This is a genomic window from Deefgea rivuli DSM 18356 (assembly GCF_000620145.1).
Taxonomy (GTDB): domain Bacteria; phylum Pseudomonadota; class Gammaproteobacteria; order Burkholderiales; family Chitinibacteraceae; genus Deefgea; species Deefgea rivuli.
Window position 1 is genome coordinate 503,960 of the sequence record NZ_KK211081.1, and the last position, 23,559, is coordinate 527,518.

General features: G+C 49.7%; 26 protein-coding genes. 15 read left to right on the forward strand and 11 right to left on the reverse strand.

The window, feature by feature from the left end:
• Window positions 1-34: 34 nt before the first annotated feature.
• The 10 genes from Q320_RS0112390 to Q320_RS0112435 all read right to left on the reverse strand — a co-directional run bounded on the left by Q320_RS0112390 (window position 35) and on the right by Q320_RS0112435 (window position 6,974).
• Complete coding sequence (locus Q320_RS0112390) at window positions 35-232, reverse strand: hypothetical protein (RefSeq protein ID WP_027469263.1); 198 nt, start codon at window positions 230-232, stop codon at window positions 35-37.
• A gap of 146 nt (window positions 233-378) precedes the next feature.
• On the reverse strand, window positions 379-1,167 hold the full coding sequence (folE2, locus tag Q320_RS0112395; RefSeq protein ID WP_035853530.1) for a GTP cyclohydrolase FolE2: 789 nt from the start codon (window positions 1,165-1,167) through the stop codon (window positions 379-381).
• 163 nt (window positions 1,168-1,330) lie between these two features.
• Window positions 1,331-2,095 (reverse strand): flagellar biosynthetic protein FliR, encoded by a 765-nt coding sequence (gene fliR / locus Q320_RS0112400; protein WP_245591014.1) that lies wholly within the window; start codon window positions 2,093-2,095, stop codon window positions 1,331-1,333.
• Window positions 2,096-2,115: 20 nt separating this feature from the next.
• Entirely contained in the window at window positions 2,116-2,385 is a 270-nt protein-coding gene (gene fliQ, locus Q320_RS0112405; RefSeq protein WP_027469266.1) for a flagellar biosynthesis protein FliQ, read from the reverse strand.
• Window positions 2,386-2,439: 54 nt separating this feature from the next.
• Complete coding sequence (fliP, locus tag Q320_RS0112410) at window positions 2,440-3,186, reverse strand: flagellar type III secretion system pore protein FliP (protein ID WP_027469267.1); 747 nt, start codon at window positions 3,184-3,186, stop codon at window positions 2,440-2,442.
• Window positions 3,183-3,599: a flagellar biosynthetic protein FliO gene (fliO, locus tag Q320_RS19730; RefSeq protein WP_035853532.1), complete on the reverse strand. Its 417-nt coding sequence runs from the start codon at window positions 3,597-3,599 to the stop codon at window positions 3,183-3,185. Before fliO ends, fliP begins: the two co-directional genes overlap by 4 nt.
• Window positions 3,600-3,607: 8 nt before the next feature.
• Window positions 3,608-4,042 carry a flagellar motor switch protein FliN gene (gene fliN, locus Q320_RS0112420; RefSeq protein ID WP_027469268.1) on the reverse strand — a complete coding sequence of 145 codons (435 nt, stop codon included), beginning with the start codon at window positions 4,040-4,042 and terminating at the stop codon, window positions 3,608-3,610.
• Window positions 4,035-5,054: a flagellar motor switch protein FliM gene (fliM, locus tag Q320_RS0112425; RefSeq protein WP_027469269.1), complete on the reverse strand. Its 1,020-nt coding sequence runs from the start codon at window positions 5,052-5,054 to the stop codon at window positions 4,035-4,037. The genes fliN and fliM overlap by 8 nt, the downstream gene beginning before the upstream one ends.
• A 30-nt stretch (window positions 5,055-5,084) precedes the next feature.
• Window positions 5,085-5,636 carry a flagellar basal body-associated FliL family protein gene (locus tag Q320_RS19735; RefSeq protein ID WP_051534704.1) on the reverse strand — a complete coding sequence of 184 codons (552 nt, stop codon included), beginning with the start codon at window positions 5,634-5,636 and terminating at the stop codon, window positions 5,085-5,087.
• A 162-nt stretch (window positions 5,637-5,798) separates the two neighbouring features.
• Entirely contained in the window at window positions 5,799-6,974 is a 1,176-nt protein-coding gene (locus Q320_RS0112435; RefSeq protein ID WP_027469270.1) for a flagellar hook-length control protein FliK, read from the reverse strand.
• An 83-nt stretch (window positions 6,975-7,057) separates the two neighbouring features.
• On the opposite strand from Q320_RS0112435, the gene flhB reads away from it, so the two are divergent.
• The 14 genes from flhB (at window position 7,058) to rpmG (ending at window position 21,948) form a co-directional block, all read left to right on the forward strand.
• Window positions 7,058-8,203, forward strand: coding sequence for a flagellar biosynthesis protein FlhB (gene flhB, locus Q320_RS0112440; RefSeq protein WP_027469271.1), 1,146 nt, complete (start codon window positions 7,058-7,060; stop codon window positions 8,201-8,203).
• A 55-nt stretch (window positions 8,204-8,258) separates the two neighbouring features.
• On the forward strand, window positions 8,259-10,331 hold the full coding sequence (gene flhA, locus Q320_RS0112445) for a flagellar biosynthesis protein FlhA (RefSeq protein WP_027469272.1): 2,073 nt from the start codon (window positions 8,259-8,261) through the stop codon (window positions 10,329-10,331).
• Window positions 10,332-10,504: 173 nt separating this feature from the next.
• A complete protein-coding gene (flhF, locus tag Q320_RS0112450) occupies window positions 10,505-12,043 on the forward strand; it encodes a flagellar biosynthesis GTPase FlhF (protein ID WP_027469273.1) in 1,539 nt (512 codons plus the stop codon).
• A gap of 33 nt (window positions 12,044-12,076) precedes the next feature.
• Window positions 12,077-12,976: a MinD/ParA family ATP-binding protein gene (locus Q320_RS0112455; protein ID WP_027469274.1), complete on the forward strand. Its 900-nt coding sequence runs from the start codon at window positions 12,077-12,079 to the stop codon at window positions 12,974-12,976.
• Window positions 12,963-14,051, forward strand: a complete 1,089-nt coding sequence (locus tag Q320_RS19740) for an ABC transporter permease (RefSeq protein WP_084282631.1) — start codon at window positions 12,963-12,965, stop codon at window positions 14,049-14,051. Before Q320_RS0112455 ends, Q320_RS19740 begins: the two co-directional genes overlap by 14 nt.
• 2 nt (window positions 14,052-14,053) lie before the next feature.
• Window positions 14,054-14,800 (forward strand): ABC transporter ATP-binding protein, encoded by a 747-nt coding sequence (locus Q320_RS0112465; protein WP_027469275.1) that lies wholly within the window; start codon window positions 14,054-14,056, stop codon window positions 14,798-14,800.
• A 49-nt stretch (window positions 14,801-14,849) separates the two neighbouring features.
• Window positions 14,850-15,896 carry an MlaD family protein gene (locus Q320_RS0112470; protein ID WP_027469276.1) on the forward strand — a complete coding sequence of 349 codons (1,047 nt, stop codon included), beginning with the start codon at window positions 14,850-14,852 and terminating at the stop codon, window positions 15,894-15,896.
• Window positions 15,893-16,486 carry an ABC-type transport auxiliary lipoprotein family protein gene (locus tag Q320_RS0112475; protein WP_027469277.1) on the forward strand — a complete coding sequence of 198 codons (594 nt, stop codon included), beginning with the start codon at window positions 15,893-15,895 and terminating at the stop codon, window positions 16,484-16,486. The genes Q320_RS0112470 and Q320_RS0112475 overlap by 4 nt, the downstream gene beginning before the upstream one ends.
• A 38-nt stretch (window positions 16,487-16,524) precedes the next feature.
• The gene (locus Q320_RS0112480) at window positions 16,525-17,265 is read left to right on the forward strand and encodes an RNA polymerase sigma factor FliA (protein WP_027469278.1); all 741 of its coding nucleotides are present in this window, start codon (window positions 16,525-16,527) and stop codon (window positions 17,263-17,265) included.
• Window positions 17,265-18,008 (forward strand): flagellar motor protein, encoded by a 744-nt coding sequence (locus Q320_RS0112485; protein ID WP_027469279.1) that lies wholly within the window; start codon window positions 17,265-17,267, stop codon window positions 18,006-18,008. Before Q320_RS0112480 ends, Q320_RS0112485 begins: the two co-directional genes overlap by 1 nt.
• 128 nt (window positions 18,009-18,136) lie before the next feature.
• Window positions 18,137-18,883: a lysophospholipid acyltransferase family protein gene (locus tag Q320_RS20920; RefSeq protein WP_027469280.1), complete on the forward strand. Its 747-nt coding sequence runs from the start codon at window positions 18,137-18,139 to the stop codon at window positions 18,881-18,883.
• Between the two features lie 101 nt (window positions 18,884-18,984).
• Window positions 18,985-21,390: a DNA translocase FtsK gene (locus tag Q320_RS0112500; protein WP_027469281.1), complete on the forward strand. Its 2,406-nt coding sequence runs from the start codon at window positions 18,985-18,987 to the stop codon at window positions 21,388-21,390.
• A 151-nt stretch (window positions 21,391-21,541) separates the two neighbouring features.
• A complete protein-coding gene (gene rpmB, locus Q320_RS0112505; protein ID WP_027469282.1) occupies window positions 21,542-21,775 on the forward strand; it encodes a 50S ribosomal protein L28 in 234 nt (77 codons plus the stop codon).
• A gap of 17 nt (window positions 21,776-21,792) precedes the next feature.
• Entirely contained in the window at window positions 21,793-21,948 is a 156-nt protein-coding gene (gene rpmG / locus Q320_RS0112510; protein ID WP_027469283.1) for a 50S ribosomal protein L33, read from the forward strand.
• 158 nt (window positions 21,949-22,106) lie between these two features.
• Here rpmG and Q320_RS0112515 read toward each other — a convergent pair whose 3' ends face one another.
• A complete protein-coding gene (locus tag Q320_RS0112515; protein WP_027469284.1) occupies window positions 22,107-23,012 on the reverse strand; it encodes a LysR family transcriptional regulator in 906 nt (301 codons plus the stop codon).
• Between the two features lie 227 nt (window positions 23,013-23,239).
• On the opposite strand from Q320_RS0112515, the gene Q320_RS0112520 reads away from it, so the two are divergent.
• Entirely contained in the window at window positions 23,240-23,548 is a 309-nt protein-coding gene (locus tag Q320_RS0112520) for a DUF485 domain-containing protein (RefSeq protein WP_027469285.1), read from the forward strand.
• The last annotated feature ends 11 nt before the right edge of the window (window positions 23,549-23,559 follow it).

The following is a 23,559-nucleotide window of genomic DNA, read 5'->3' on the forward strand; positions in this document are numbered from 1 at the left end:
GGCTTTTTTGATTAATGCCTACAATCAAATACCCCTACTCACCTTCAAGCTGCTGATTGTCATCGATTTCAACACGTTTTTTTTGCACACTGCGCTTAAGCCAAAAAATTAACCACGTTGGCAATACCGCTAACACGACAAAGAAAAACAAGCCTAAAAACAATTTACTCGCAGCGACCACCGCCGAAAACATCACGACCACAAACAAATAACCAATCAATAAAATATACATAGCACCCTCAAAAAAGGCTCCATCAGGAGCCTTTTTAGTTTGATTCAGTCAATTGCAAAAGTTTTATGGCAAGGCGGGCAAGCCCAAGGCAGTACTTTAGTACGACAAGGCGAGACAACGATGCAAGAAAATTTTTGCCTTACTACTTAAGCGCGTTTATCGTGCTCGATCAAAGCATACGCCGAGTGATTATGGATTGATTCAAAGTTTTCTGATTCAACCACATACGCCACTACACGTGGCTCGTCGTTCAAACTAGCTGCCACATCGCGCACCATGTCTTCAACAAATTTTGGATTGTCATAAGCGCGTTCAGTAACGAATTTTTCGTCTGGGCGTTTGAGCAAACCATACAATTCGCATGATGCTTGTTTCTCAACCAATTCAACGATTTCTTCAATCCAAACGTGTTCGCCCAAAGTGGCGCTGATGGTCACGTGCGAGCGTTGATTGTGCGCGCCATAAGCCGAGATTTTCTTCGAACATGGGCACAAGCTAGTCACTGGCACGAGTACTTTCAGCGTTTGCGTAAACACGCCGTTTTTCAATTCGCCGATCAAAGAAACATCATAATCCAGCAAACTTTGCACACCAGAAACCGGCGCAGTTTTATTCACAAAGAATGGGAAACGCATTTCCAAATAGCCAGCATCAGCTTCAAGGCGTTCGCACATTTGGCGCAAAATCGTTTCAAACGATTCAACTGAAATTTCTTTGTTGTGACTATTCAAAATCTCAACAAAGCGCGACATGTGCGTGCCTTTGAAATGCTGCGGCAAAAACACATACATATCAAAAGTCGCTACGGTGTGTTGCACACCATCGGCGCGATCAGCCACTTGCACTGGATGACGAATCGATTTAATCCCCACTTTATTGATGGCAATATTGCGGGTATCCACGGTGTTTTGCACATCGGCAATGGCCACGCTCATGGGAATCTCACTTGGATAAAAAAATAGATGAGCGATTATACCCCGAGCTGCAATACCCGAGCAAACTAGTCGGGAATTGCATTTATTCATCAGGTCGATTGTTTCTGGCTAAATGCGACAAAAATGACGTCAATGCCGAGGTAATTGCGGGAAGATCGTGCCGCTATTTAACGCTAAAAGCAGTTAAGATCTGAGCAATATAGCGCGTGTAATTGGCAATCGCTTGATCGATATGCGGCACCAACATCGGCAAGGAAAAATACATCGCAGCAAAGCCCACACCCAAAGTGAGCGGAAAACCGACTGCAAAAACATTGAGTTGCGGCGCTGCACGCGTCATCACGCCAATGGCCAAGTTAGTAATCAACAATGCGGCCAGCACTGGCAAGGCCAGCAATACGCCAGTTCGAAATACAATGGCCCCATAATCAGCCAATTGCTTAAATCCCGCCGCCGACACGCTAATGCCACCCAGCGGCAGCTGCACCATGCTGTCAATTAATACCCGAAGTACGACCAAATGTCCGCCGACAGATAAGAAAGCCAACAGCATAAACAAGCTCATTAATTGCGAAATCACCAAGCTATTCGTTGAATGCTGCGGATCATAAAACGACGCAAAACCCAGCCCCATTTGCAAGCCCGACAAATGTCCAGCCAACTCGACGCTACTAAAAATCAGCCGCATCACAAAGCCCATTGAGATGCCAATAATTAGCTCACGAATCGCAATCAGCATTCCTTCGGGTGAAACGACAGGCACCGTCGGTAATGCGGGTAATAAAGGGCCGATTAAGATGGCCAGCATCAGTGCTAAACCAACGCGTACTTTGATAGCGATGGAACGGCTAGAAAAAAATGGATCGGCGAGTAGCAAGCCAAAAATACGTAGAAATGGCCACCAAAATAGCGCCAGCCAAATTTCCATTTGCCCCTGCGTAAAAGTAATCATCCAATCAACTGCGGAATGCTTTGATACAGACGCGTGGTGTAATCCATCATGGTTTCAATCATCCACGGCAAGGCGAGCACCAGCACTAGAAAACAGGCGAGAATTTTGGGAATAAATGACAGCGTGGCTTCATTGATCTGGGTTGCCGCTTGAAAAATACTGACGATCAAACCAGCCACTAGCGCCGTCAACAACACCGGTGCGCCCAACAAAATCATGACTTCCATCGCTCTTTGCAGCAAAGTGACGACTGTTTCTGGTGTCATAACAAACTCGATATAGAAATAATTACGCGGACAAAATCATTTAAAACAGTGCGATCAACTCGTTATATAAAAGCTTTGTACCAGCGAGCCCATCAACAAAGTCCAGCCATCGACCAGCACAAACAGCATAATTTTAAATGGTAAGGAGATAATCACTGGCGACACCATCATCATCCCCATCGCCATCAAAATACTCGCAATCACCAAATCGATAATGAGAAACGGGATAATCACCAGAAAGCCAATCTGAAACGCAGTTTTCAGCTCACTCGTGACAAACGCGGGCACCAAAACCCGCAAACTCACGTCTTCAGGCCCTTCGGGTGCTTTCGCGCCGGAAACTTCAATAAAAAAGGCTAAATCCTTTTGCCGTGTTTGTTTCAGCATAAAGTCTTTTAACGGAATCGCGCCTTTGTCGAGCGCCTCGTTAAAGGTCATTTTTTGCTCAGAAAACGGCTGATACGCAGAGGTATAAATCTTATCGAAAGTCGGTGCCATAATGAACATCGTCAAAAATAGCGACAAACCGACAATCACTTGATTCGGAGGGCTTTGCATCGTGCCTAAAGCTTGGCGCAGCAAAGACAACACAATGATAATGCGCGTAAACGACGTCATCATCAGTAAAACCGAAGGGATAAACCCAATCGCCGTCATAAACAGCAAGGTCTGAATCGGTAAGCTATACGCCGTACCCGCCGCAGTCTGCGACGAATTCATGAAGGGTATACCTACAGGATTGGCAGCAAACAATACCGGAGAGAGCAATACCCCAATAAAAATTAAGATTAGCTTTTTCATTGCGGCTCTTTCCGTTTTGCCATGGCTTTTTGCAACCACTCGGCAAAAGCGGGGGGCGCAGGGGGCGCGACAGGTGCATCCATCGGTTTATCTAAAGTATGCAGCATATTGACTTGCTCGCTCGTAACCCCCAGCACCAGCCATGTATCGCGAACTTCAACAATCACCACGCGCTCACGCGTACCGACCATCACAGCAGATACCACGCGCATTTGCGCATTAGCGCCGCCAGGAACTAAAGAAAATCGCCGCATTAGCCAAGCCGCGCCGACAATCAAACCCAGCACCAGCAATAAAGCAAATATCACTTGGAATACTTGCCCAAATCCAGGGCCATCCGCCTTACCTACTGCCGCTAAAACGGATAACGGCAGCCCGATCAGGCTGCCGCAAAAAAGTCGAATTAAATTCATGGGTCGGTTTATTTATGCAAGCGGCGAATGCGCTCGGCTGGCGTAATAATATCAGTGAGGCGAATACCAAACTTGTCATTCACCACCACCACCTCACCCTGCGCAATCAGGCAACCGTTCACCAATACATCCATCGGTTCACCGGCCATGCCGTCTAGCTCAACCACAGAGCCTTGTGCCAATTGCAATAAGCTACGAATTGCAATTTTGGTCCGCCCTAATTCCACCGTTAAATTAACCGGAATATCGAGAATCATATCGATATTATTCGGTGCATTCGATGGCAAAGGCGCAGAATCAAAACGCTGAAAAATATCTGCAGCTTGTGCGGTTGACGCGCTATCAGCACTCGCAGTATCAGCAACGTCCTGCTCGGCTAGGGCCGCAGCCCAATCATCCATAATATCGTCGGGATTTTCTTCCGACGTTGTTTCATCAGCCATTGGCTTCTCCGCTATTTTCTTCGTCCTGCGCGCCGTTTAAAGCCTCAGCGGAACCGAGCACTTTATCGACTTTCAATGCATATTGGCCGTTAAGAATACCATACTTACACTCAAGCACTGGCACGCTATCCACCGAAGCAATAATCGCCTCTGGAATATCCAGCGAAATCACATCGCCAGTTTTCAAGTTTAAAATATCGCCCAAAGTAATTTGCGCATTACCTAGCGTTGCGACCAAATTAACATCCGCGTGATGCAGCTGTTTGCGTAACAACGATGACCAACGATTATCTGATTCAATTCGATCAGTTTGCATCGAGCTATACAACATATCCCGAATCGGCTCTATCATCGAATACGGCAAGCAGACATGAAAATCGCCGCCGCCAGCACCCAACTCAATCTTAAATGTATACGCAACAACGACTTCGGTCGGCGTCGCAATATTGGCAAATTGCGTATTCATTTCTGAGCGCATATAGCTAAATTCGCACTCAAACACGGGTTTCCACGCTTTTTCGTATTCTTCAAACACCACTTCTAAGAGGCGCTGAATAATTCGTTGCTCGGTCGGCGTGAAATCCCGACCTTCAACGCGTACGTGATAACGACCATCCGAGCCGAATAAATTATCGACCACCAGAAACACAAAATTGGGATCAAAAATAAATAAACCCGTGCCACGCAAGGGTTTCATTTGGATCATATTTAGATTGGTCGGCACGACCAAATTGCGAATGAATTCGCTGTATTTTTGCACCCGAATGGGGCCAACACTGATCTCGGCATTGCGGCGCATAAAATTATATAAAGCGATCCGCAAATTTCGCGCAAAACGCTCGTTGATAATTTCCAGCGTCGGCATCCGCCCACGCACAATTCGTTCTTGACGACCAATATCATAGTTGCGGACAGCAGAAGGATCGACGACATCTTCGCCATCGTCCTCTTCGCCGGTCACACCGCGCAGTAGCGCATCGACCTCTTCCTGGGAAAGGATATCGTCAGCCATTATCTCTTTCTAAAACTTGAAACTATCGGATTATTGATAAAAATATTTAGTAAAGTTGACGCTCAAGACGCCTTCATCTTTGGCTTCAACTTCAAGAATTTCATTTATTTTTTCGCGGATTTGTCGTGCTAACTCTTCTTGACCTTTCGCTGTTTTGACTTCTTCCAGCGTTTTTGCGCGCAGCAGTCGGTTCACTGCATCGAGAATTTTAGGCTGCACCGCAGTAACTTTCTCTTTATCAGCCTCTTCGGCTAATTCAACCATAATTTCAACTTGCAAGACCGACTCGGCTTCACCGCTTAAATTAACCGTAAACGGCTGATCTTGTAGTTTGGCGAACACCGGTTTAGCGTGCTCATCTTTTTTCTCTTTCTTCTTTTCTTTTTTTACTTCGCCGTGTGCAGCAGCTTCTGCGGTCGCTTCATCAGCGCTACCCTCGGCTGGACTTTTCAAAAGAAAGAACGCCAAGGCGCCCCCCAAAATCAAGATAAACACCAGCAAACCAATAACAGCAAAGATCAGGATATTTTTTTTAGATTTCGGTGCCACGTCGGCCTTAACTTCTGTTTTTGCTTCTGCCATTTCACTTCCTCGATACAACGTTCAATATTTTAAATATGAATTCACAAGCCAACACAAAACAAATCGACCCCAGCATCGTAGGGGCATAAAAGTCTGCCAACACGCGAAAGATACTATAAAACATACGCTAAGCAAGCGTTTTTGGCATCAGAAAACAACAAATTAGACAAATAAGCTCACGCCACCTTTAGCAACGGGCAGGCGTAGCGCACCTAGCTCTTGCATTGGCTCGATCTCCCCGCCCGTTAATCCTGCATAAGTCGCACCTAATTCACGGCCTGAATTTTGCTGCTGCGACCCAGATGCCATTTGCTGTTGGTTTTGCTGCTGATGCTGTTGTAAAGATTCCGATGCCACTTGCACATTGGTCAGTGTAAAACCTTGATCCGCAAGCAAGGCAGTTAATCGCGGCATCGCGGCCGCCAGCGCTTCACGGACAGCCGCATTTTGCGAGCTAAACACTACGCTAGCTTGATCTTGTGCCAAATTAAGCCGCACTTCCATTGGGCCTAAATTTGCAGGATTAAGCTGCATTTCAATTTTTTGCTCTTGCCGTCCCAACATCAGGCCAACGCGTTGCGCCACGGCATCACCCCAACGAGACTCGCCCACCGGTGTAGCAATATGATGAACCGGCGTTTCTATGGTTTTGCTATTTTGTGCAATCGGCGTACTAAGGCTACTATTTTGCAGACGATTTTCGCTTGGCGTCATCAATTGCGACTTCAGCTCACTCGCAAAAGCAATTTCATCCTGCTCTACATCCAAGGCGACGGGCGTTAATTTTGCCGCATCAACGGCAAGGCTTGCCGCATCCTTTGATTCAGTCATTAATTGATTTGCGACTATCGGTGTGGGCTTTTGAGCATCACTACCCTTATCCTGCGCGCCTGCTGTTGATTTTAATGCGCTTTGCAAGGCCAGCAATTGCGCGCTCTCTGCGCCAAGCTCACCTGCGTCAGTTTGATTTTGTCCCTCTGTATCAAGCAGTGGCGCTGTTTCTAACTCTGCCACTACTGTCGTAGGCACAGCCACTGTCGCACCTTGCAACATAGCAAGCCAAGGATCTAGCATGGCCGCCTGAGCTTGTGCTTGCTCAGCGGGCGCCGTAGCTTCATCAGCAGCGGCACTCTTAGCGGGCACTTTTTCTGGGGTACTTGGCGTTGTGGCTGCGGGCGGATTGTTCTCAGTGCGGTCACGGTTTAGCTCACGTTTAAATTCGCTACCAAAATCATTCCCTTTGCTCGCAGCTTCACGATTAGACCGTGATTCAGCGGATCGACTCACCGGAGATTGAATTTGGACTGGAATTGCAGGAGTTGATGGAGACGTTGCCATGATTGCACCCAATAAAAAGACTTTGGCATAGAGATAAGCAAAGACAATGCCAGCAGACTAAAGCTGCGTGATAAGCTTAAGTTATGGCAGAAGATTCCGACCTCGAAAAGACCGAACCGGCCTCCCCCAAGCGCATTGAAGATGCGCGCAAAAAAGGGCAAGTTCCACGGTCACACGAACTCACCACTTTCGCAACGCTGATGGCTGGCCTCATCACGGTATTTATCCTTGCGCCCGATATTTACACCTCGATCAAAAATATCATGGTGCAGAGTTTTACTTTTGATCGCAGCGATTTGACCAGCCCCAAACTAATGGCAGAATCTTTAATGGAAGCCATGCGCATCGCCCTTGTGGCGCTACTGCCCATTTTTGGCGCTTGCGTGCTCGTTGCCATCATGGTGCCGATTTTAATTGGCGGTTGGGTGTTTAGTACGGAGGCGCTCGGCCCCAATTTTGGCAAGCTCAATCCGGCGACAGGCATAGGGCGGATGTTTTCAATGCGAACCATTGTTGAAACCGTCAAGACCGTCTTGAAATCTGCGCTGATTGGAGGCGTCGCGGGCTGGATTCTCTGGGATGAAAAAGAACAATTTATCAGCTTGATTTCGATGCCGCCTGATACTGGGTTTTTAATGCTGTGGCAAATGCTCAAATACACACTGCTAATGACTGTAAGCGGCATGGCGGTGATTGTGCTGATCGATGTGCCCTATCAGCTATGGGATTACTACAAAGGTCTGCGCATGACCAAAGAAGATGTGCGGCAAGAGAATAAAGAATCGGAAGGCGATCCACACGTTAAAGGCCGTATCCGCCAATTGCAACGCGAAGCCGCCCGCAAACGCATGATGGCCGAAATCCCCAAGGCCAATGTCGTCGTCACCAATCCAACGCACTATGCCGTCGCCATTCGTTACGACGAAGAAATGCGCGCGCCCAAAGTGGTGGCAAAAGGCTCATTTTTGCTCGCCGAACGCATTATTGATCTAGCCAAAGAACACAAAGTCACCGTTGTACGCACGCCACCATTCGCGCGCGCACTGTATCACCACGCCCAATTGGGCGAAGAAATTCCGGCTGCGTTGTATACTGCGGCAGCAGAAGTTTTGGCCTACATCTACCAGCTTGATCATTATCGAAAAGAAGGCGGCCTAGCGCCGACGCTCAACACCGATTTACCTGTACCCGCGGAACTCGATCCAGAATCAGAAACCAAGGGTATATAACTACAGTCCTTATTAATAAATATGCACATCGAGATACGTAACCTAGGTATTAAATATGTGGCGTAGCAAGCTCACGACCCTCGCCATGCCAGCCTTGGTGCTGATGGTACTCGGCATGATGATTCTGCCGCTGCCACCGCTCGTGCTCGATTTCTTCTTTACCTTCAATATTGCGCTGTCGATTATTGTGTTGATGGTCAGTCTTTACACACACAAGCCACTGGAATTCTCTAGCTTTCCGACCGTCTTATTGATGACGACCTTGCTGCGTCTGTCGCTCAATGTCGCCTCTACTAAACTCGTTCTTACCGAAGGTCACGCGGGCGGCGATGCTGCAGGTAAAGTGATCGAATCCTTCGGCCACGTGCTGATTGGCGACAATATCGCAGTCGGTATTGTGGCGTTTATTATTCTCACCATCATTAACTTTGTCGTGATTACCAAAGGTGCCGGCCGGATTGCCGAAGTATCAGCGCGCTTTACACTCGATGCAATGCCCGGCAAGCAAATGGCGATTGACGCCGATTTGAATGCAGGCTTAATCGGCGAAGAAGAAGCCCGCACGCGCCGTGCGCAAATTTCTGATGAAGCCAATTTCTTCGGCTCAATGGATGGTGCGAGTAAATTCGTCCGTGGTGATGCGGTGGCCGGTATTTTGGTCATGGTCATCAACTTGATTGGAGGGCTTTTGGTCGGCATGTTGCAGCACGATATGCTCTTTGCCGATGCGGCCAAAACCTACACGCTACTCACCATCGGTGATGGTTTGGTCGCCCAAGTGCCTGCGTTGATTATTTCTGTTGCCGCCGGTATCGTCGTTTCCCGCGTCGGCACCAATCAAGATCTGTCTGAGCAAATCCTCGGCCAGCTGTTTGCTCGCCCCCAAGTCATGTATGTGACCGCTGGCGTACTGGCGGTGCTCGGGATTATTCCGGGTATGCCACACTTGGCCTTCTTAATGATGGCTGCTATCGCGGGTGGATTGGCTTGGTTTGCAGAACAAAACCTACTTAAACCCGCAAGCACTGCTGGGCCTACAGGCGCTAGCCCGACACCGGGCGCAACGCCTGCCGCGCCTGCTGATTCGCCACTGCAAGAAGTCAGCTGGAACGATGTTCAACCCGTTGATCCGGTTGGGCTTGAAGTCGGTTATCGCTTAATTCCACTGGTTGACCGCAATCAAGACGGCGAATTGCTGCGCCGCATTCGTGGCATTCGCAAAAAAATTGCGCAAGAGCTGGGCTTTTTAGTGCCTGCGGTCCACATTCGCGACAATCTTGAACTTAAACCGAATCAATATCGAATCCAGCTCAAAGGCGTTGATGTCGGCGCAGGCGAAGCCTTTGTCGGCCAATGGTTGGCAATCAATCCGGGTAACGCCGCCGGCACACTCCCCGGCGCAGCTACGACCGATCCAACTTTTGGCCTGCCGGCCACGTGGGTCGATAGCAGCATGCGCGATCAAGCACAAGCAATGGGCTATACGGTGGTCGATGCGTCGACCGTCGTTGGCACGCATATTTCGAATATCTTGCAATCGAATGCCGCTGAATTACTCGGCCGCGAAGAAGTCCAAGCACTGATAGACCATTTCGCCAAAGAGTCGCCCAAACTGATTGAAGAACTAGTGCCCAAAGTGGTGCCGATTGGCACGCTGCAAAAAGTGCTACAAGCGCTGCTTGAAGATGGCCTCAATATCCGCGATTTGCGCTCGATTATCGAAACGCTGGGCGAGCATATTTTACGCACCACCGATGTCGACGAGCTGACCTCCGCCGTTCGAGTCGCGCTCGGCCGCTCAATTGTGCATCAGCTGTTTGCAGGTGAAAACGAGCTGCAAGTTGTCGCATTAGAACCACAACTCGAAAGTATATTAATGTCTGCTGCCAGCGGAAAATCTCAAGGTGGTTTGGAGCCGGGCTTGGCCGAGCGCCTACTCAAACAAGCCGCTACGCTCACCGAACAACTCGAAATGCAGGGCATTAACCCCGTTTTAATCACGCCAGCGCAATTACGCCCGATGTTATCGCGCTTTTTGCGCCGTTCTATCCCTGGATTGCGCGTGATTGCGCACACCGAAATTCCTGACAGCAAAACTTTACGCATCATTAATGTGTTGGGTGCATGAAATTAGCCATGCCGCAGCGCATTTTCTAAGTATGTTCACCGCTAAATGCAGGCATTAAATTGTGCAGAAGCACAGGAACAGTGATAATCGTCTTTCGATACTGACTAAAAAATGCTTTGGGGCGTGCTTTGTTGATGAAATTTTGGACGAAAACGCTGTGATTATCGTGGCCTATGCTGGTTAAAAAATTCTTCGGTGCTACTACTCGTGATGCGCTGCGCCAAGTTCGTGATGAACTGGGGCCGGACGCGCTTATCTTGTCGAATCGTCAAGTCGCCGGTGGCGGCATCGAAATCATGGCCGTCGCCGACGCCGATGTCGCCGCGCTCACTAGCATCCAAACTGTAGCCACGCCACCCAAACCCGCGACACGGGCGGCGCAAAATGGCGCGCGCTTAATGAGTTCAGCACAACAAGCGCCAGTAACACCCAATATCAGCAAAGCATTGGCCCGCTCTTATGCGATTCCCGATGATGAGCAAGAGCCCAGCATCAACGATGTACCGTACGAAATTCCTTCGGTACTGCGCAGTAATCGCGCGCCCAAAGCTGCGCCAGCTCGCGCAGAAGTGCCATTTAGCGATTACATTAGCCGCCCCGATCCAATCGAAGCGCCACGCCGCGAACCAGAAATCACACCGCAGCGCCCCGCCTCACCGCCACCGCGCCGCCCTGCTGTAGCCGAAAAACCGCTACCGACGTTTAGCTTTGAAGATGAACCCGTCAAACCCGCTGCGCCACCCGCCGATCAAGAGGCGATGCAAGACATTGCGCGCGAAATTCGCATGTTGCGCGGCCTGTTAGAAAGCCAAATGGCAGGCATGGCTTGGGGTGAGCTGTCAAAACACGCACCAGAAAAACTTGAAGTATTGCGCCTATTACTCGGAGCCGGCTTTTGCGCAGCTTTATCGCGCCAGCTGATCGATAAAATGCCTGCAGGCATGAGCCTAGATACCGGCATCAAATGGGTCAAAGCCGCGCTGACCCACAATCTACCTACCGTCAGCGCGAAAGACGATATCGTTGAGCGCGGCGGTGTGTATGCGCTGATTGGCCCAACGGGCGTGGGCAAAACGACAACCGTTGCCAAGCTCGCCGCGCGTTGCGCACTCGCCTATGGTCCGCAATCAGTGGCTTTGCTCACTACCGATAGCTACCGGATTGGCGCGCACGATCAATTGCGCATTTATGGTCGAATTTTGGGCGTACCTGTTCACGACGTCAAAGACGAAACCGATTTGCAACTCACTTTGGGTGAATTGACTGATCGGCATTTGGTGCTCATTGATACCGTCGGGATGGGACAACGTGATCAACGCATCGGCGAGCAATTGGCGATGTTTGGTCACGACAATGTTGGCACCGTGTTGCTTTTATCCGCCAATGCGCAAGCTGGAACGCTCGATGATGTGGCACGGCGCTATAAAAATAGCCATTTAGTCGGCTGCATTTTGACCAAACTCGACGAAACCATGGCACTGGGCGGTTGCCTTGATGTCGCCATTCGCCATCGGCTACCGCTTCATTTTGTCACTAACGGCCAGCGAGTTCCCGAAGACCTGCATCGCGCTAATTTGGCGTATTTGGTCGACAGAGCGTTTCGCAACTCGCAAGAAAATAGCGTATTTCAGCTGAACAAAGACGAATATCCTTTGTTTATGAGCACGCAAGATACGCCGACCGACTTCACCATTTCAACTTCGCACCGATGATGTTGGCCACAGCAAGGCCTCAGGAATTCACTCGTGCCTAAACGCTGGCTCGACCAAGCAGCAGGTTTGCGGCAAATGGTCGCCACGCCAACCTGCCGCACGATTAGTCTTTCGGGTGGGCGCGGCGATGCGGGAACGACGAGCTTGGTGATTAATTTGGCCGCCGCTTTAGCTGAAAGAGAGCGCCAAGTCGTCGTGCTCGATGAATTCACTGGTCTGCAAAACATTCCACATCGCTTGCATCTCGCGCCTGGTTTTGAGCTGGAACACGTGTTGCGCCGCGAAGTTCGCTTGCTCGACACTTTAATTGAAACCCAATATGGCTTTGGAATTTTGCCGATTGCCGCGCAACCGCAGCTCTTGGCCAACCTCAATGAAGGCGAGCAGCGTTGGCTGGCCGCCGAGTTTGAACAACTCACCGATCAGCTCGATTATCTGCTGCTCGATACGCGCCCCGCGATGGCGCAAGGCGTGCCCAGCTTGTCTTTAGCTGCTGATGATGTCGTCATTGTGCTATCAAATCGCGCCGAATCGCTCACTGATGCCTACGCAACGATCAAACAATTGTCGACTGAATATGCGCGCCGTGATTTTCGCGTGCTGGTCAATCGCGTCGCCAGTCTGGGCGAGGCGATGACCTTGTTTGATCGAGTTCGTGAAGTGGCGCAGCAATATCTCGGTGATGATATTCAGCTTAAATTGATCGGCTACGTTCCAGAAGACGAATGGCTCAATCGCGCGACGCGGCTCGGTCGCCCCGTGCTAGAAGCCTTCCCCGAAGCCGAAGCCAGTGCCGCCATTCGCCAATTAGCTGATGCAATGCTCAGGTGGGTACCGCCTCGTAACGCAGCAGGGACAATGGCTAGCTTTATATACCGTCTAATTGAATCATCCCGTTTATTGGCTGAGCGGATTCCTCATGGTCAAAACTGAAGCCCAATTCATTCCTAGTAACAACAACGCGTCGTTTGAACTGCGCGGTGATTTAACCTTATCCACCGTGCCTGCGCTGTGGCGCGTCGTGCGTAAAACCGAATGGGCCAACGCACAAATTGACGCCAGCGGCATCGTCCGATGCGATGGCGCTGGCGCAGCACTGCTGTTCGAGCTAGTGCAACGCGGCGCGCAACTGCAACACATCCCTGAACAAAGCCAGCGCCTGCTGCAAGCCCTCAATCCAGAGCAAGCCTTGCTGCCCTCGGCCGGCAAAAAACGCGTCAACGCAATCAGTCAATTAGGGTTAAATACGTTTAACACTCTCGCCGACTTTAAGCTGCAAATCAGCTTTCTCGGCGCGATTGCACAAGCCATTGCCGACACACTACGTCAACCCAAAACCTTCCGCATACGTGATTTTTTGCAGCAGTGCGAGCTGGTTGGCGCGAATGCGGTGCCGATTGTTGCGCTGATCTCTATTTTGCTTGGCGTGATTTTGGCGTTCCAATCCGCAATTCCAATGCGGCAATTTGGCGCTGAACTCTATGTCGCCAACTTGCTTGGCCTCTCCCTCATTCGCGAATTAGGGCCGTTGATCACTGCAATCTTGCTCGCTGGCCGCACGGGAGCCGCATTTGCCGCCGAAATCGGCACAATGAAAGTGAATGAGGAAGTGAATGCGCTGGTGACTTTTGGCTTTGACCCGATGCGATTTTTGGTCTTGCCGCGCTTAATGGCGGGAGTGTTGATGGCCCCCTTATTGACTTTATTTGCCGAAGTGGTCGGCCTATTTGGCGGCGCGCTGGTGATGAAAGGCTTTGGGATTCCATTTGCGACATTTTGGAGCCAAGTTAGCACGCAAGTTGATTTGGTCGATTTATTCACCGGTTTAAGTAAAGCGGCGATTTTTGGTTTTATTGTCGCCTCAGTCGGTTGTTTACGCGGCCTAAATACCGGCAATGGCGCGAGCGCTGTCGGTGCAGCAACCACGCAAGCCGTGGTGCAAACCTTGGTACTCTTGGTGATCGCAGATGGTTTATTTGCCGTGGTCGCGTACCACATGGGCTGGTAAACATGAACGCGCTGATTGAAGTTCGCGATTTAAACTGTGGCTACGGCGCGAGAACGATTTTAAAAGACATTAATTTTGACATTCAGCGCGGCGAAGTTGTCGCGATTCTGGGTGGTTCGGGCTGTGGAAAGTCGACCCTCTTGAAACATCTGATCGGTCTATATCCACCGCAATCTGGCAGCATACTTATAGCAGGTAATGAGCTGGTAGGCTCAATGGGTAATGCACGCAGCGATATACTCCGCCATTTTGGTGTGATGTTTCAATCGGGTGCTTTATTTGGTTCGATGACAGTGCTAGAAAATGTTGCTTTACCACTTGAAAGCTTTAGCCGACTGGACGCCGCTGCGATTGATGCGTTAGCGAGGCTTAAATTGCGTTTGGTGGGCTTAGAAGAATTTGCCGACTTTGCGCCTGCCGAGCTATCGGGTGGGATGCAAAAACGCGCCGCAATTGCCCGCGCGATGGCGCTCGACCCTGAGATCCTATTCTTGGATGAGCCGTCCGCAGGGCTAGACCCAATTACATCAGCAGAGCTGGATGAATTGATACGCCGTATTGCCGAAACTCAGCAAGTGACTTTTGTCATTGTCACGCATGAATTGGCCAGTATTAATGCCATTGCCGACCGCGCGATCATGCTGGATAAATCAGTGCAAAGCATCATCGCCATCGACACACCTGCCGCGCTTGCTACATCCGCTGATACGCGTGTTAGCGGCTTTTTTAACCGAGGGAAACCGCGCTAAAATGATCCTGTCATTGTTTTGCGATTCGCTATCGAGCACAGGCTAAGCCATGGAACAAAAATCTAACTTTCGTTTAGGCTTATTTATTTTATCGGCCATTATTCTTGGCGCGATTTTAATGATCGGCCTGGGTAGCGGCAGATGGTTTAACAAGACCTTTCAGCTGGAAACCTACTTTAACGAATCGGTGCAAGGCCTCGATATTGGTTCAAAAGTTCGCTATCGCGGCGTCGTTGTCGGCGAAGTCAGCGCAATTACGTTTACCTATGCGCGCTACGAACAAGGATTATCCAGAACGGAACGCTTGCAATATGTGTTGGTTGAAACACGACTTTCTAGCGATATGTTCGCCAGCAAAGGGCTATCCAATCCGCAGCAAAGCAATATTGATGTCGAAGTGGCGAAAGGTCTGCGCGTCAAAATTGCACCGCAAGGTTTAACGGGTACCAGTTATTTAGAAATCGATTACCTCAATCCACAAACCAGTCGGCAACTGCCATTTAGTTGGAAACCCGATAATCTCTACATTCCATCGGCACCGAGTACCGTCGGCCAGTTTGTGAATGGCGCACAAGATTTGATGGCGAAACTACAAAAAATCGATCTAGACCAAACGATTGCGCGTTTGGATCAGCTCTTAATCACTGCCGAGCAAAAAATCGCACCTTTGCCGCTGCTGAGCATTACGCAAAAAATGGATACCGTTCTGGGGCGAATGGCACAATTTCCGCTCAATCAAATCGCCAGCGAGGCTACAGGTTTACTAGTCGAAACTCGGCAAACCAATCAAGCTTTGCAATCGGTGTTAGCGCAACCAGGCTGGGTCAGTGCGCCTGCCGATTTAGCGCAAGCAGCGCAAGACGCTAGAAAAATCGCCAGTGATCCGGCGATTGCCAGCGCAGTGCAAAGAATGGAGCGCGTCACGCAAAGACTAGATCGCCTCACTGCGACGCAAGAGTCTGAAGTCAGTCAATTGATTGAAAACTTAAATTCCAGCAGCGCAAGCCTAAAATCTTTGCTCGATAAAGTTGAGCAGCAACCGAGTCAGCTATTCTTTTCTCAACAGCAACCACCTTATGTGCCGCCAAAACCATGAAAAAATACCTGAGCGTTTTCTTACTCATTGGGCTCTTATTAGGCTGCAGCAGCACGCCCGTGAAACGCCAAGACTTTCTCTTAAGCAGCGAGAGAGTCGAAATTAAAGCCAGTAGCGCGCCGAAATTTGGCGTGTTGCAAGTGGCAGAATTACGCGCAAATCGACCGTACAACACGCAGTCTTTAATCTACCGTGAAAGCGCGCAGCGCTTTGTGCTTGATCCACACAATGGCTTTTTAGCCGCGCCAGCGCAGCAAATCAGCGCCGAAACACGAGATCGCTTAGCGCGTAGCGGCTTATTTAGCGGCGTCTTGCCGCAAGGCAGTACACTCGCAGCGCAATGGCGGCTGGAAGGTGAGCTGCAAACCTTTTACATTGATGTCACCCAACCCGCCAAACCCGCTGTCACGCTAGAAATACGCTATGCTTTATTGGCTGACGACAGCGCTACACCGCAGCTATTTATGCTGTCAAAAACCGTACCCATTTTAGATGCCAGCCCCGAACAAGCGGTTATTGGCTTTAATCGCGGCTTAAACGCCATTTTATTGCAATTAGAATCTTCACTGCTTGCGGTAAAACCCCTGTAGTGAGCTACACTGAAAGAGACGTCACTTAACGTAAATCCATGTCAGCTCATCGCGCACTTTCTCTTTATCGCAATACCCAAAACAGCAGCGAAGATGATCGCGTGGAAAAGCACGCGTCTTTAGTACGCAAAATCGCCTATCACATGATGAGCAAATTGCCCGCCAGCGTCGATGTCGATGATTTAATCCAAGTAGGTCTGATTGGCCTGATGGAAGCTGCGCGCAATTTTGACCCTGAAGCGGGCGTGCAATTTGAAACTTTTGCCAGCCAACGCATTCGCGGTTCGATGCTGGATGAACTCCGCAATGCCGATTGGCTACCACGCCAAGCGCGGCGCAATATGCGTGAAATCGAACGCACCGTGGTGCAGCTCGAACAAAGTTTAAGCCGCCCGCCTTCGGAAACCGAAGTGGCACAAAAAATGAATCTGCCGCTGACCGAATATCAAGAAATGCTCGGCGATGCGCGCGGTCATCAATTACTGCATTACGAAGATTTCGAACAAGACGGCGAAAACGATCAACTCGACCAATACGCTGCCGACAGCAGTGCTAATCCGGCTGAATTATTTTCTGATGATCGTTTTCGCTCGCAATTGATTGCGGGCATTGAATTGCTGCCCGAACGAGAAAAGCTCTTGATGGCGCTGTATTACGATGAAGAACTCAATTTAAAAGAAATCGGTGCAGTCTTAGGCGTTTCCGAATCGCGGGTGTGCCAATTGCATAGTCAGGCGATTGCACGCCTGCGGGGCAAATTAAAGGATTGGATTGGTTAATGGATAAAATCAGTATTCTGGGCGTTATTTTAGGCCTCGTCGCAATCATTCTGGGGCAATGGCTGGAAGGCGGCCACATTAATTCGCTGATTCAATTTACGGCTTTTTTAATTGTAATGGGCGGCACCGTCGGTGCGGTGATGCTACAAACTCAGCCACGGCATTTTATTGCTGGCTTAAAAATGCTGAAATGGATTTTTATCCCGCCCAAAATGGATTTCAGAAAGCTGCTCACCACGCTGATGAATTGGGCAACGCAAGCCCGCCGTGGTGGCCTATTGGCGCTGGAAGTTTTTTTTAATAGCGAAAAAGATCCTTTTGTTCGCCGTGGCCTGCAAATGGTGGTCGACGGCGCAGAGCCAGAAACCATCCGCCGTGCGCTCGAACTTGATATCGATGCTTACGAAGATCAAGCACGTGCCGCCGCTAAAATCTGGGACGCAGCTGGCGGCTATTCGCCCACTTTCGGGATTTTGGGCGCGGTTTTGGGCTTAATTCATGTCATGGAAAACCTAACCGACCCGTCCAAACTCGGCGCGGGGATTGCAGTGGCTTTTGTCGCGACAATTTACGGCGTTGGCGCGGCAAATATGTTTTTCTTGCCGATAGCCAATAAACTCAAGCACTACATCCTGCTCGAAGTTCGCCGCCGCGAAATGGTCGCCGAAGGTTTGGTCACCATCGCCAATGGTGAAAACCCACGCCTACTCGAAAATAAACTCTCCGGATTCCTACACCACTAAGTGATGTATATACATCCCGCCATTATTAAATAAGAGCTAGATCAACATACCCCGTTGCACAGCAATTCCAGCAGAATCAATCGACTGCGCTATAGTCAAAACATCACTCTCTTTCAAAGAGCTGCATTATGCTTTGGCTTCTGCGCTGGTTTCTCCGCGGCATCGCACTACTTGATTTAGCCGCGTTTACCTTAGTAATGCTGCTGCTCTCACGCCTACCACATACGCTACTGGCGTCTTTCTACCCAAAACTCTTCCATGCTTGGTGCCGCTGCTTTGTTCGCGCTTTAGGCGTTCAGCTGCGCTTGCACCAACATCACCAGGCGCCGCTACCCAAGCACTTTATCTTGATCGCCAACCATCCGTCAGCACTAGAAGACGTTGGCATTCCTTCCCTTTTTACTGTGCGTAGCTTGGCTAAAATTGAAGTCAAAGACTGGTTTCTGGTGGGGAAAATTGCGAGTGCCGCAGGAACGCTATTCGTACAAAGAGAAAGTAAATCATCGCGCCAAACCGCACAAGCCGAGCTGATTTCGGCGGTGAACTCGGGCGACAATATTGCGCTTTACCCCGAAGGCGGCTGCAAAGGACGGCGGATTGCGGATCGATTTCTATTTGGCGCATTTGCCGTATCAATCGCCACCAACACGCCCATCGTGCCGGTGTTTTTACACCACGAAGCGCAAGAGATTTTTGAGTGGACCAATCAAGAAAACCTACTGCAAAAACTCTGGACCATCCTCACCAGCCCCAATGCCGTCGTTCACTATCATGTGTTCGATCCGTTCTATCCAACTGATTTTGCGGACAAAGAAAGCTACTCTTCTACCGTTCATCGGCAGTACCTCACATGGCAAAGTCGATTTCTCGATTAAATTGATGAATTCATTCCACAAAGCCATTCATTTGCAGAACATCGGGCAGGCTTGCCGTTATAATCGCGAAAGCTTTATCTCCTCGATATCCGATACCCATCATGTCTTTATTCCGCAAGAAAAACGTCGCGAATGTTTCTACCCGTGCCGCGCTACCGCCCGGCATGGCCAATTTACTGCGTGAATCGTGGTGGTTAATCTTGGTCGTTGTGTTGGCTTATTTGGTCTTGGTCTTATCGACCTACCACCAAGCTGATCCGGGCTGGTCACACAGCGCCACTGAAGCGCATATTTATAATCGCGGCGGCAGCTTTGGCGCTTGGGTCGCCGATGTCTTGCTCTACACCTTTGGTTTTTCGGCTTGGTGGTGGACGGTGTTTTTCTTGGCCGCCATTTTATGGGGCTATCGCCGAATTGATCGTGTTGCCGAATCACCGCGCCCCGTTGTATTTTTAGCCTGCCTTGGTTTTTTCCTGATTTTATTATCCAGCAGCACCTTTGAAGCGCTGCGCATGCACAGCCTCAGCGCCCCGCTGCCTTACGTTCCCGGCGGAATGCTCGGCCTTGCGCTCGGCACATGGATGACGCTCAGCTTAGGTTTTAGCGGCGCAACGCTGATTCTGATTGCGGCGTTTTGCTTAGGCATTTCACTGTTTACTGGACTGTCATGGCTGAACGTCATGGAAAATATCGGCACAGTATTAGAAGCCGCCTATTTCAATACGCTCAATGCAATACAAGCCGCCAAAGATCGCCGAATTGGCAGAGAGACCAAAAAAGTCCGCGACGAACAAGTGATCGCCGCCAAACAAAAACAAGCCGGTAAAGAACCACTGATTATTGAAACACCGAATCTCGACATTCCCGTCGCTCGCCAAGTAGAAAAACGCATTGAGCGAGAAAAGAAAGAGCAAGAGAAACAACAAGCACACGAAGCCAAGCAAGCCGCACAGCCACTCTTATTTGCTGAAGTCGATTTACCGCCAACGCCGATCAAACGCGCCGTAGCTCCGGCCAAAACCGATGATTCCTTACCCGCGCTGGCACTTTTAGCACCGGCAGTGGCTTCGCAAGAAACCATTAGCAAAGAAACACTGGAATTCACCTCACGGCTGATCGAGCGCAAATTGGCCGACTTCAATGTCGAAGTCAAAATTGTCGCCGCCTACCCTGGCCCTGTGATTACGCGTTACGAGATCGAGCCTGCCGTGGGTGTTAAAGGCTCGCAAATCGTCAATTTGATGAAGGATTTAGCGCGTGCGCTCGGCTTAGTATCGATTCGCGTCGTCGAAACCATTCCTGGAAAAACCTATATGGGCTTGGAACTTCCCAACCCAACGCGGCAAATGATCCGCCTTTCCGAAATTCTATCGAGCGAGCCTTATCACGATATGAGCAGCAAGCTCACCATCGCGCTCGGCAAAGACATTACTGGCAAGCCCATCGTCACTGATCTGGGCAAAGCCCCGCATATGCTGGTGGCCGGAACGACGGGCTCAGGTAAATCTGTCGGCGTTAACGCGATGATTTTGTCGCTGGTCTACAAAGCCACGCCCGATGAAGTGCGCTTTATTATGATCGACCCGAAAATGCTGGAATTGTCGATTTACGAAGGCATTCCACATTTACTCGCCCCAGTCGTCACCGATATGAAGCTCGCCGCAAACGCGCTGAACTGGTGCGTGGCCGAGATGGAAAAACGCTATCGCCTATTGAGCGCAATGGGCGTGCGAAATTTAGCGGGTTACAACCAGAAAATCAAAGAAGCCGAAAAAGCTGGCAAACACCTGACCAACCCATTTAGCCTAACCCCGGATGATCCTGAACGCTTAGAACATCTGCCGTTTATTGTCGTCGTCGTCGATGAATTTGCTGATTTGATGATGGTCGCAGGCAAGAAAATTGAAGAGCTGATTGCGCGTCTCGCGCAAAAAGCCCGTGCGGCAGGGATCCATTTGATTTTGGCGACGCAGCGCCCGTCAGTTGATGTGATTACCGGTTTGATCAAAGCCAATATCCCAACTCGCTTGGCCTTCCAAGTTTCCAGCAAAATTGATAGTCGCACGATTCTAGATCAAATGGGCGCAGAAGCGCTGCTTGGGCAAGGCGATATGTTATTTTTACCGCCAGGCTCTGGCTATCCACAGCGGATTCACGGCGCGTTTGTGGCTGATGATGAAGTGCATCACGTCGTTGACTATCTCAAGTCGCTGGGCGAGCCTAATTACATTGAGGGCATCTTAAACGGCGGCTTTGAAGCCGAAGCGGCTGCGGGCGGTATGGGCGTCGGGAATAGCGATGCAGGCGAAGGCGATGCGCTGTATGACGAGGCAGTGGCCTTTGTGCTCAAGAGCCGTCGCGCATCGATTTCAGCGGTGCAAAGACAGCTGCGCATCGGTTATAACCGTGCCGCACGTCTGATTGAGCAGATGGAAAACGCCGGATTAGTGTCTTCTATGGAAACAAATGGCAACCGGACTGTACTTGCGCCGCCAATCAGTGAATAATGTCGCCTGAGCATTTTTTAGAATGCAAGATGTTGTAAATCAGTCACTTCAGAGACTAATGTCTGAAGTTTTTTATCAACGGACTTGAACACAATCTGCGCTTTGTGATATAAACGTGGACTTTTCCAGTTCCGAACGTCAGGACAGAATCATGGCACGAGTATGTGTAGTCACCGGCAAAGGCCCGATGACAGGGAATAACGTTTCCCACGCCAATAACAAAACTAAACGCCGCTTCCTACCGAACCTGCAATCCCGCCGGTTCTGGGTTGAGAGCGAAAACTGCTTTATCCGCTTGCGCGTTTCGACCGCAGCTCTGCGCACCATCGACAAGAACGGCATCGATGTGGTTTTGGCAGATCTGCGTGCGCGCGGCGAACTGTAAGCTAAGGAAATAGAATCATGCGTGATAAAATCAAGCTAGAATCTTCTGCTGGTACAGGTCATTTTTACACAACGACCAAGAACAAACGTACCATGCCAGAAAAGATGGAAATCAAGAAGTTCGATCCTGTTGTTCGTAAACACGTGATCTACAAAGAAACTAAACTGAAGTAATTCAGTGCAGTGACGCCATACTCGAACCCCGCTCTTTTGAGTGGGGTTTTTGTTTTTTCTCAGATAATATAACTCAAAATGATTTCAAAACGTCTAATGGGTATATCAATGTAGCACACATAGCAATAAGCCTACATCAACATACCCACAGCCAATCTTTAGGCTTCGCCTTTCTGATCATCCAGTCCCCACGTCATTCTCAAGGTTTTAGTGAGCATCGCCAACATCGGGTCGTGCTCTCTATCGCTGGAGTAGATAAACTGCAATAGAGCACTAATTGCCACTTCGCCATTACGCCATAGCACAATCGAACCATCGGCTGCATAACGATGCGCAGTGCGTTCGGCCAAAATCGCAATCCCCATCCCCGATTTAATCAGCTCCAGCAATGTCGCTTCTTCATCAAATTCACCAACCAGTTTGGGGGCGATGTTTTGACTGCGCCACAGCTCTTGCGAAATATCAGCCAAACTGGTGTATTGCGAAAGTCCCAGCCACGGCGCAGCGCCTAGCGTTTTCCAATCGGCATTCACCAGCTCTGCCGCCATAGAAGGCGGTAAAGCGACGCAAAAGCCGATTTCGCGAAGCGGCACGGTACTGACATTTTGATAAGGATTGCGGCCTAAATAAAAGCCGCCATCAAGGATTTTTTTACGCACATCATTGAGAATACTCACCGAAATGCCATGCGTGGTTTGCACGGTGAGTAGAGGATAATTCTCGCGCAATTGCGATAGCCAAGGACCGAGTTTCAGCCGTGCTGGAACGCCTATCGTGCCGATTTTGACCTTACCTTTGGGCTCATTTTGCAGTGCTTTAGCGCGATACAACAGACTACGCGCTTGCGCCAAAACTTGCTGTGCATCGGGCAAAATCAACTTGCCCGCCTCAGTCAGCTGCACGCCACCTGAGTAGCGTTCAAATAAAGAGACGCCAAACTCTTCTTCCAAAGCTTTAATCTGCGCGGTCACGGCAGGCTGCGATAAATGCAGTAATTCAGCCGCTTGGGTCAAATGCCCTTGCTGCGCCACGGTCACAAATGTGCGAAGTTGGTAGATTTCCATCCTAGGATTATCCCTTATTCACGCGTCTTCAGGGAATTAACAATACGCAAAATGTAGTCAAAAAAGCTTGATTACACACAAGAAAGTAAGACTATTGCAATACAACATAAGTCGAACTGATTTAGAACATCAGAAAATGCAATTAGCCTAATGCCCCACCTCTCACATAGATTACTGGCACAACACCCATTTGGGTTTGATTATCGAATTATGTAAGGAGGCAGCGCATGCAAGATCATACGATTGAACGCATTCAGCAGAACCCCAAATTTCAAGAATTAGTGAGGAAAAAATCGAGTCTGTCTTGGTTGCTTTCTATCGTGATGCTGGTGATTTATTACGGCTTTATTTTGGTCGTTGCCTTCTCCCCTGCAACACTCGGCCAATCGCTCTCAGGCGGTGTGACCACCATTGGGATTCCGATTGGCATTTTGATTATTTTGTCGGCGTTTGTGATTACCGGCATTTATGTGCGCCGCGCCAATACCGAATTTGACCAACTCACACGCGAAGTTGTTGAGGACGCGAAAAAATGATCAAAACTAAT